7 protein-coding genes are annotated in these 7,692 nt (G+C 71.4%); 3 read left to right on the top strand and 4 right to left on the bottom strand.

Going from position 1 to position 7,692, the window contains the following annotated elements:
• The first annotated feature begins 304 nt into the window (after window positions 1-304).
• Together ACWGIC_RS43815 and ACWGIC_RS43810 are read left to right on the top strand one after the other, a co-directional pair.
• Window positions 305-1,273: a TerC family protein gene (locus ACWGIC_RS43815; RefSeq protein WP_452081855.1), complete on the top strand. Its 969-nt coding sequence runs from the start codon at window positions 305-307 to the stop codon at window positions 1,271-1,273.
• 38 nt (window positions 1,274-1,311) lie between these two features.
• A complete protein-coding gene (locus ACWGIC_RS43810) occupies window positions 1,312-3,234 on the top strand; it encodes a S9 family peptidase (RefSeq protein ID WP_452081854.1) in 1,923 nt (640 codons plus the stop codon).
• On the opposite strand, the gene ACWGIC_RS43805 is transcribed toward ACWGIC_RS43810, so the two are convergent.
• The 3 genes from ACWGIC_RS43805 to ACWGIC_RS43795 all read right to left on the bottom strand — a co-directional run bounded on the left by ACWGIC_RS43805 (window position 3,227) and on the right by ACWGIC_RS43795 (window position 5,890).
• The gene (locus ACWGIC_RS43805; protein ID WP_067582087.1) at window positions 3,227-3,883 is read right to left on the bottom strand and encodes an RES family NAD+ phosphorylase; all 657 of its coding nucleotides are present in this window, start codon (window positions 3,881-3,883) and stop codon (window positions 3,227-3,229) included. The genes ACWGIC_RS43810 and ACWGIC_RS43805 overlap by 8 nt on opposite strands.
• Window positions 3,884-3,972: 89 nt before the next feature.
• The gene (locus ACWGIC_RS43800; protein WP_452081853.1) at window positions 3,973-4,554 is read right to left on the bottom strand and encodes a DNA-binding protein; all 582 of its coding nucleotides are present in this window, start codon (window positions 4,552-4,554) and stop codon (window positions 3,973-3,975) included.
• A gap of 358 nt (window positions 4,555-4,912) precedes the next feature.
• The gene (locus ACWGIC_RS43795; RefSeq protein WP_452081852.1) at window positions 4,913-5,890 is read right to left on the bottom strand and encodes a LacI family DNA-binding transcriptional regulator; all 978 of its coding nucleotides are present in this window, start codon (window positions 5,888-5,890) and stop codon (window positions 4,913-4,915) included.
• Window positions 5,891-5,982: 92 nt separating this feature from the next.
• Between ACWGIC_RS43795 and ACWGIC_RS43790 the strand changes: the two genes are divergently transcribed.
• Window positions 5,983-7,461, top strand: a complete 1,479-nt coding sequence (locus ACWGIC_RS43790; RefSeq protein WP_452081851.1) for an FGGY-family carbohydrate kinase — start codon at window positions 5,983-5,985, stop codon at window positions 7,459-7,461.
• A 1-nt stretch (window position 7,462) separates the two neighbouring features.
• Here the strand turns inward: ACWGIC_RS43790 and ACWGIC_RS43785 are convergent.
• On the bottom strand, window positions 7,463-7,692 hold a 230-nt coding region (locus tag ACWGIC_RS43785; protein ID WP_452081850.1), incomplete at its 5' end, for a helix-turn-helix domain-containing protein.

The following is a 7,692-nucleotide window of genomic DNA, read 5'->3' as shown; positions in this document are numbered from 1 at the left end:
GCGACGGGACAGGCCGAAGGCCCCTCCCGTCGCTCATCCCCAACGCCGGCTTGAAGGCGATCCCGCACGCGGCGGCGAAGCCGACGCCATCAATACGGTGACTTGGGCAACCTCGGCTGGCGTTCGCAGCCTGTAACCGGCAGACTGAACGCGCTGTGAGGGGAGTATTCCTTCGCGGCGGTGTCGTCAGCACGGTGACCCCGGCGAGTCATTCGCCGAAGTACCCGGCACCGTCGGCCGGTTTCGCACCGGCGGGAGAGACCTCCGGTTAGTTGCTGCTGCGCACTATCCGGAGGTTTCTGAGATGACTGTCCCCCTGTGGCTGTGGTTCGCGACAGTCGGCGGGCTGCTCGCGCTGATCGCCGTGGACCTGGTGATCGTCGACCACAAGCCGCACGAGGTGACCGCAGGCGAGGCCGCGCGCTGGGTGATCTTCTACATCGGCTGCGCTGTTGTGTTCGGCGCCGGCGTCTGGTTCTTCGCCGGGCACGATCCCGGGGTCCAGTTCTTCACCGGGTACATCACCGAGTACTCGCTGAGCGTCGACAACCTCTTCATCTTCATGGTCATCATGGCCTCGTTCAAGGTGCCCGCGATCCACCAGCACCGCGTGCTGCTCGTCGGCATCCTGCTCGCGCTGGGCATGCGCAGCGTGTTCATCGCGGTCGGCGCGGCGCTGATCAACCAGTTCGTGTGGGTGTTCTTCGTCTTCGGCGCGGTGCTCGTGTGGACCGCGATCAGCATGCTGCGCGGCCACGGCGGCGGCGAAGAGGAGTACCACGAGAACGCGCTCACCCGCTGGGTGCGCAAGCTGTTCCCGGTCACCGACGACTACCGCGGCCACAAGTACCTGGTGAAGGAAGACGGCAAGCGCAAGATCACCCCGATGCTGCTGGTGATCGTCGCGATCGGCTCGGCCGACCTGCTGTTCGCGGTGGACTCCATCCCGGCCATCTTCGGCATCACCCAGGAGGCGTTCCTGGTCTTCACCGCCAACGCGTTCGCGCTGATGGGGCTGCGGCAGCTGTACTTCCTGCTCGGCGGGCTGGTCACGAAGCTCGTCTACCTCAGCTACGGCCTTGCGGTGATCCTCGCCTTCATCGGCGCGAAGCTGGTGGTGCACGCGCTGCACGAGTACCACCTCGCGCCGGACTGGCTCGACATCAGCAACTGGATGTCCCTCGGCGTGATCGTGGTGGTCCTGACCGTCACGACGGTGCTGAGCCTGGCGAAGGCCAAGCGCGACGAGCAGCGGGCGGTAGAGGCCAAATAGGTCGTTTGCCTTGCTAAGGATCGGGTACGGTCGTCGGCATGCGTCCTGCCGACATCGAAGTCCTCGCCGTCCCCGGCCGTCCCGCGCTGCGCGGTGACCTCCTGCTCGCCGCGGTGAGCAGTCCCGATCTGGAAGCCGACCAGTACCGCAGCGCGATCCGGCGGATCTCGCTGTCCGGCGGCGAAACTCCGTGGACCCACGGTCCGCGCGACTCCGCGCCGGCGATCTCGCCGGACGGCCGCTGGGTCGCGTTCCTGCGCGCCGGGGAAGGCAAGGGCGCCGAGGGCAGCCCGCAGGTGCACGTGATGCCTTCCGGCGGCGGCGAATCCCGGAAGCTCACGTCGCTGCCCCTCGGCGCGGACGCACCGGTGTGGGCCCCGGATTCGCGCTGGCTCGCGTTCACCGCGCGGGACCCGGAGCCGGGCCGTTACGGCACCGAAGACGCTGACGGCCGCACGCCGGAACTCGAAGCGCCGCGGCTGATCACCCGGTTCGACTACCGCCTCGACAACATCGGTTTCCTGCGCGACCGGCCGAAGCGGCTGTTCGTGCTCGACACCTTCGAGGAGGGCGAGCCGGAAGCGGTGACGCCGCGCGACTACAGCGTCAGCCAGCCGGTCTGGACGCCGGACGGCGAGCGCGTCGTGGTGACCGTGCCGCACGACTTCGACCGGAGCGAAACGCGCGAGCACGACCTCGTCGCGTTCCCGGTCGACGGCGGCGAACCCGAGGTGCTCGCCGCCTGTGCCGGGTATGCCGATCAGCCGGTGTACGGGCCGGACGGCACTCTCTACTTCTACGGCACGTCCCATGAGGACGGTGTCGTCGTCGCCTCCAACACCGGCCTGTACGCCGTTGTGCCGCAAGGGAAACCGCGGCGGCTGACCGATGTGGAGACTGTCGACGTCGAAATCGGCTCCGGCCCGGCAATCCCGCTCGGCGACGAGGTGCTGGTCGCCGTGCGCAACCGCGGCGCGGTGGAACTGCGCGCGGTCCCGGCCGACGCCGACGGCGCGCAGCTCGAGGACTTGCGCGTGCTGCACGCCGGGCACTCGGCGGTCCACGGATTCGCCGCGGACGGCGAAACTGTCGTCGCCGTAGTGGCCGGTTTGGACACCGCGGGCGAGCTGGTGCTGCTCGGCTCCGCCGGTCCCCGCGCGCTCACCGATTACTCGAAGCCGTTGCGGGACAAGGGACTCTGCGAGGTCGTGGAACTGGAAACGACCGCGCCGGACGGCTACCCGGTGCACGGCTGGCTCGTGCTTCCCGAGGGCGAGGGGCCGCATCCGGTGCTGCGCGTGGTGCACGGCGGGCCGTTCGCCCAGCAGGAGTGGACGGTGTTCGACGAGGCGCAGGTGTACGCGTCAGCCGGGTTCGCGGTCGTGCTCGGCAACCCGCGCGGCTCGGCCGGGTACGGGCAATCGCACGGCACTTCGGTCGTGCACAACCTGGGCACGGTCGACGTCGACGACGTGCTCGCGCTGCTCGACAAGGCACTGGAGCGCCCGGACCTCGACGCGTCGCGGACCGGGATCATGGGCGGTTCCTACGGCGGGTTCATGACGAGCTGGGTCGCCGCGAAGCATCCGGACCGGTTCCGCGCGGCGTGGAGCGAACGCGCGGTGAACGCGTGGGACTCCTTCGCGGGCAGCTCCGACATCGGCTACTACTTCACCGAAAACTACGTCGGCGCGGACCCGGTGGAGCAGCGCTTCCGGAGCCCGCTCAGCTACGCCGCGGACGTGCGGGTCCCGTTCGCCGTGGTGCATTCCGAGCAGGACTGGCGATGCCCGCTGGAGCAGGCGCAGCGGCAGTTCGTCGCGCTGCGCCAGGCCGGGGTCGAGACGGAATTCCTGCTGTTCCCCGGCGAGGGGCACGAGCTGACGCGCTCGGGCAAGCCGCGGCACCGGGTGCAGCGGTTCGAGGCGGTGCTGGCCTGGTGGGCGCGGCACCTCAGCTGAGCAGCGTGTAGTTCAGCTCCTCGCAGACCCGGCCCAGCGGCACGTCGAGCCCCGGATGGTCCAGCGGAAGCAGGACGTCCGGGGCGATCGGCAGCGCCGCGCCCGCGGGCGGGTCCCACAGGCACAGCGAGGGCTTGCCCGCGTCCATCGACGAGCGGTACCAGAGCCCGTCGAGGTCCGGCATCGCGCCGCGGATCGCCCGCGCCCACGCCTGGGTGATCTTTTTCGGGCCGCTGGAGATCTCCTGCGACGCGCCGACCCGGGTCGGCCACAGCCCGGTGAGGTCGAGCAGCCGCAGCACCCGTGTCGGGCGCACGACGACCAGGCGGGGGCCGCGCGTCGTGCGGTCCACCGTCGAGGTCGTCTGGAACACCTCGGCGACGCTCGTGCGCACGGTCAGGCCGAAGTACAGCACGCCGTTGCCCGGGTCGGTGACCGGACGGCCGCCGCGTCCGGGCGGCTGCTGGTCGAACCGGCCGTGCGGGAGCGGGCCGGTGTAGCGGAAGGTGTTCCACTGCTGCGGATGGTTGCCGTGCGCGGTGAAGATGCGGACCAGCCGGGTCTCGGGCTGCACCGAAACCACGTCGTGGCTGCGGTCCAGCCCCTTCACCAGAGCCGACCGCGCCGGAGGCGAGGGGAGCCGGGCCATGCGGGGGAGGTTGTCCGTCCTGTGTCGGGGCAGGGGGCGGGCCTGGCGCTCGGAGGGCGGAGCGAACGCAGGCGGGGAAGGTCAGCGGGTCAGAACGGCGTGCCGAGCGTGGCCACGAGCCGGGCCACCTGCTCGGGGTCGCCGCCGGCGAGCAGCCACTGCCGCGGCGTGGCCGGCCGGTCGCTGATCACCAGGTCGGACTGCGGGGTGTTCATGAACGCGGCGACGACCAGCGCGGGCTGGTCCTCGGGGACGGCGCGCAGCACGGTTTCGAGGCCGGGCAGCACGCCCGCGCCGTTGAACTGCCACGCGGGCAGCCGCCAGCCCTGGTCCTTCCAGCCGGTGAGCCTGCCTTCCTTGAGGCGGTGGCGGATCCGGCTGTCGTCGACGTTCAGCATCTCGGCGGCCTGGCCGACCGACAGCGCGGAATCGGCGAGCACGGCGTGCGCGGCGACGGTGCGCGCGCGGAAGTCCGGTTCCCCCTCGCCGCGCGGGCTCAGGTCGAGGCCGGCGTCGGCGAGCGCGGCCCGCTGATCGGGGGAGAAGTAGTGCGAGGGGTCGGGATTCGGCGGCGACAGCCGGCGGGCGGCGTCCTCCACGAGCGTGAGAAACTCGTTCGCGTCGGCTTTGAGGCCGGCTCTGGCGAGAACGTTCTCGAGGGCTATCGACATACGCTCAGCGTAGCGCGTGTGTGCGGGTTCGTGCGGTTTCTCGCCGTTTTGTGGGTGAATTCACCAAAGATCGCCACGCATCGCACAGAAGTAAACACGATGCGTAGGCGAGTTCGGGCCAGTCTGCCCCGCACCGGGTCGCTTGTCCAGGCTTTCGTGTGCTTGACACTCCCGGACCCCGGATTTACGTTGCGAACGAGTAATCGGTTTCCCGCCCTCGGGTGCGGCCCGTGCTCCGCCGTCCGCGGCGGAAGCTGGGGGGACAGGGGGTGGGGCGTGCCTGGCGGCTCGGCGGATCTCCGCCGGGCCCCCAGGCACGTCGTTTCCCTCCGGAAGCGCCGCGCTGCCCGGCGGGCGGTCAGCGGTGCGAGCTCCGCCGTTCGATCAGCTGCGCGTCCAGGGTCGTGGTGACCGGCTCGCGGGTGCTGTCGGCGATGCGGGCCAGCAGCAGCTGCGCGGCGACCCGGCCGATCTCGTAGGCGGGCTGCGCCACGACCGTCAGCGGCGGGTCGATCAAGGTCGTCCACGGGGCGTCGTCGAACGAGACGATGCCGACGTCGCGCCCGGACCGCAGGTCCCGCTCCGCGAGCGCCTCCAGGACCCCGATCGCCATCGTGCTGTTGGCGACGAGCAGCGCGTCCGGCGGCACCGGCTGGTCCAGCAGGTCGCCGGCGGCGCGGCGGGCGCCTTCCGAGCGGTATTCGGCGCGGCGGTAGATCGCGTTCTCCTCGCCGACGGCGTCGAAATAGCCGCACAGCCGGTCGTCGGCGGTGCGCACGCCGGACGGCCCGGTCAGGCACGCCACCCGCCGGTAGCCGTTCGCGACGAGGTGCCGGGTCGCCTGCCGGGCGGCGCGGCGGGTGTCGACGAGCACCTGGTCGCCGTCGGTGCCGGGCAGCGGCCGGTCGACCGCGACCACCGGCGTGCCGAGCCGGCGCAGGCGGGTGACGTTCGTGGCCGGGCCGGTCGGGGAGAGCAGCACGCCCGCGACGCGTTCCTGCAGCGCGACGTCGAGGTACCGGCGTTCCTTGTCCTCGTTCTCGTCGGAGTTGCAGAGCACGACCGAATACCCCGACACCTGCGCGAGGTCCTCGACCCCGCGCGCGATCGAGGTGAAGAACGGGTTCTCGACGTCGGAGATGATCAGCGCGAGCACCGCGGTCTCCTGGCGGCGCAGGTTCCGGGCTAGTCCGTTCGGGTGGTAGCCGAGTTCCTCGGCGGCCTGGAGCACCCGGGCGGCCAGCTCGGGATCCACTGTGGACTTCCCGTTCAGTGTGCGCGACACCGTGGCGGTCGAGACGCCTGCCCTGGCGGCGACGTCGCTGATCGTGGCCACCGAGCCTCCTCGTCCTGGCTTCCTTGACACCCCGGTGAGCGCAGAATACCTTCCCGGTAATCGTTTACCGTCCGATTGCCGGGGGTGCTGCGATGCAACCGGGCCCGTTGCTCGGCATCGACATCGGCACGTCCAGTTCGAAAGGCGTCCTCGTAGGTGCGGACGGCACTGTACTGGCGCGCGCCGCCCGCCCGCACAGCACCTCCCGCCCGCGGCCGGGCTGGTTCGAGCACGACGCCGAGACCGTGTGGTGGGCCGGGTTCGCGGACCTGGTGCGCGAATTGCTGGCCGGCGGCGGGAAACCGGCCGGGCTCGCGGTGAGCGGCATCGGCCCGGTGCTGCTGCCCGCCGACGCCGGCGGCCGCCCGCTGCGCCCGGCGATCCTGTACGGCGTCGACACCCGGGCCGGCGCGGAAATCGCCGAGCTGACCGCCGAACTCGGCGAAGAGTCCATTGTGGAGCGCTGCGGGAGCGCGCTGTCGAGCCAAGCGGTCGGCCCGAAGTGGCGGTGGCTGTACCGGCACGAGCCGGAAGTCGCGGCGCGGGCCCGGCAGTTCCTGATGGCGAGTTCCTACCTCGTGCAGCGGCTGACCGGCGAATACGTGCTCGACCACCATTCGGCCAGCCAGTGCGACCCGATGTACGACCTGCGCGCGGGCGGCTGGGCGGAGGACTGGGCCGCGCTCGTCGCGCCCGGGATCGACCTGCCGAGGCTCGCCTGGCCGACCGAGGTGGCCGGAACGGTCACCGCCGAAGCCGCCGCCGAGACCGGATTGCCCGCCGGGCTGCCGGTCACCTGCGGCACGATCGACGCGTGGGCCGAAGCGGCCAGCGCGGGCGTGCGCGACCCCGGCGACACGATGGTCATGTACGGCACCACGATGTTCCTCGTGCAGGCGGTCGCCGAGGCCCGGCCGGTGTCCGGGCTGTGGGCGACGCGCGGGGTCTTCCCGGGCAGCTACTCGCTGGCCGCCGGAATGGCGACGTCCGGCGCGATCACCGACTGGCTGCGGGAACTCTTCGACGGCGATTTCGCCGGACTCGTCGCTTCGGCGGGCGAGGTCCCGGCCGGAAGCCGCGGGCTGCTGATGCTGCCGTACTTCGCGGGCGAGCGGACTCCGGTGCCGGATCCGCTGGCCCGCGGGGTGATCGCCGGGCTGACCACCTCGCACGGCCGGGCGGAGCTGTACCGCGCGGCCCTGGAGGGGACGGCTTACGGGGTTCGGCACAACCTCTCCGCGATGGGCTCGCCCGCGCGCCGGCTGGTGGCGGTCGGCGGCGGTACGCAGGGCCGCGTGTGGACCGGCATCGTGAGCGACGTGACCCGGACGCCGCAGCATCTCCCGACGGAAACCGTCGGCGCGTGTTTCGGGGACGCGTATCTGGCGGCGGTGGCGGTCGGGCTGGAGCCGGACATCGAGGCGTGGAACCCGGTCGCCGAGGTGATCCAGCCGGATCCGGCCCGCGCGGACCAGTACGACGAGTTTTACGCGCACTACCGCGCGCTGTACCCGGCGACCGCGGAGACCGCGCATTTCCTTGCGCGGCAACAGGATCTGGCGGCCGAGTGAGTTACTTGGCGAAGTAGGCGCCCGGGGTGAGGCCGGTGAGCGCGCGGCATTCGCGGGTGAGGTGCGGCTGGTCGGCGTACCCCGCGGCTACGGCCAGGTCGGCGAGGGTCGCGGTGGCGGGGGCGAGCGCGATGGCTCGTTGGAAGCGCAGGATTCGCCGGTAGGTGGCCGGTCCGTAGCCGACCGCGAGGGTGAACAGCCGACGCGCTTGCCGTTCGCTCCGGCCCGCGT

It is taken from the genome of Amycolatopsis sp. NPDC054798 (assembly GCF_053611505.1).
This window is presented reverse-complemented; position numbering and strand designations above follow the sequence as displayed.